The following is a 1565-nucleotide window of genomic DNA, read 5'->3' as shown; positions in this document are numbered from 1 at the left end:
CGCCTTGCGCCAGCGCAGCGCCCGCAAACAGGACGCCGCTCACGCCGAAGTGCAACGCGAGCGAGACGCCCTGCGCCGCGGCCAGCGCGCCCAGCCCCGCGCCGATCATCCCACCCAGGCTGAACATGCCGTGGCACGCGCCAAGGATTTCGACCTCGATTCCGTCCTCGACGTCGGCCGCCCACGCGTTCATCGCGACGTCCAGCAGACCGCTCGCCAGGCCGACCAAGACGAGAACGGCGCCCAAGCTCCAGAACCCGACGGCCAACCCTGGACCGACGACGACCGAGGCGAACACGACCAACGCGATCAAGGTCACGCGGTGCGGCCCCAGCCGGGACACCAACGTCCCCGCCATCGAGGCCGAGATGATCAGGCCGGCCGCCAGTCCCAGCAAGGCCAGCCCCAACTCGCCCTCGCTCAGGCCCGCCCGGTCCTGAATCTCAGGGATGCGCGCCGCCCATGTCCCATAGAGAACACCATTCGCCGCGAACGGCAGCGACGCGGAGCGGGTGAGCGGCGTCGACAGGAACGAGGGCGCGGTCATCGGTGGCGGCGTGCCGGTCCGTTGGCTTCGCCGACCCGGCGGTCCTCGAGGCCAGCGGAGAGAGTGGCGGTCATGGACGGCGCGAAGCTAGAGCCGCCCTCGAGGACGCTGCTCGCCAAAAGTGTCCGCGAGGTCTACGGGCGCCGCGTCGGCAGCGGCTAGTCTCTGCACCTGTCCACCCGAATTGGTCATGCCCTACGCGTTCCTCCTGGCCCTCGCCGTCATCCTGCCTGCCTGCGGCGACGCCTCCGACGTGGTCGTCCTCGAGGACGAGACCGGCGCGCTGACAACGGAGGTCGCGGCGCCGGTGGCGCCGGACACGACGGACTACTACCGGGACGTCGGCGACGAGACCATCGACCCGAGTGCGGAGCCGTCGCCGTTCCGCTCGACGGGAAGGTGCCGCGAGGTCGCGGAGGAGCTGACCTCGGGCGAGTACGAGGTGATGCAGTCGGTGCCGGGCCACACGTTCTCGTTCCGAACCTACCGAGACGCGGGCGCCTGCTTTATCCCGCTCTTCCGCGACGTCACCGCCGCCCAACTCGCGCCCGGCGAGCCGTTCCCGTACCCGTACTCGTTCGTGATCGACGAGAACGGAGAGGCCCGCGACCTCGAGGTCGAGCAAGCGCCGACGGCCAGCGCCCTCGAGGCCGTTGGGTTCGAGGACATCAACGGCGACGGCGTCGACGACATCTTCATCGTCCACGACGGCGACGCCGCGTCGCTCGCGTTCGTCTCCGACCTCGAGGGCCGGCCCGCCCAGGTGTGGCGCCAGATGGTCGTCGACAACGGCGAGGCGGGGGTCTTTGTCGAGACGGTCGCGGAGCTCAAGGACTTCTGGCGCGAGAATCTGGGATCGTAGGGTCATGGTCTCGAACGCGAGAACGGATCCTGAGATGCACGCGCCCTCGAGGCCGGTCGGCTAGTCTTCGATCTCGCTCTCCCCGACCCTGATGCGCGTCCTCGTTCTCGCTGCTGTCCTCGTCGGGTGCGCCGGCTCCGCCCAGACCGCCGACCT

2 protein-coding genes are annotated in these 1565 nt (G+C 69.8%); one reads left to right on the top strand and one right to left on the bottom strand.

Translation table 11 applies throughout. The annotated features are described in order from the left end of the window. Positions 1-547 (bottom strand): MFS transporter (locus WBA11_RS01795; protein ID WP_424519019.1); only part of this gene is annotated, 547 nt, incomplete at its 3' end. A gap of 190 nt (positions 548-737) precedes the next feature. Here WBA11_RS01795 and WBA11_RS01790 point away from each other — a divergent pair. Then, positions 738-1409, top strand: a complete 672-nt coding sequence (locus WBA11_RS01790; RefSeq protein WP_424519018.1) for a hypothetical protein — start codon at positions 738-740, stop codon at positions 1407-1409. Positions 1410-1565: the final 156 nt, after the last annotated feature.

This window comes from Rubrivirga sp., from assembly GCF_049648075.1.
Lineage (GTDB): Bacteria > Bacteroidota > Rhodothermia > Rhodothermales > Rubricoccaceae > Rubrivirga.
The sequence above is the reverse complement of the archived record's forward strand: the minus strand, read 5'-3'. Positions and strand labels throughout refer to the sequence as shown.

Excerpts from the sequence above, each read along its gene's own strand:
- WBA11_RS01790 (WP_424519018.1), top strand. The coding sequence starts at position 738 with ATGCCCTACGCGTTCCTCCTGGCCCTCGCCGTCATCCTGCCTGCCTGC.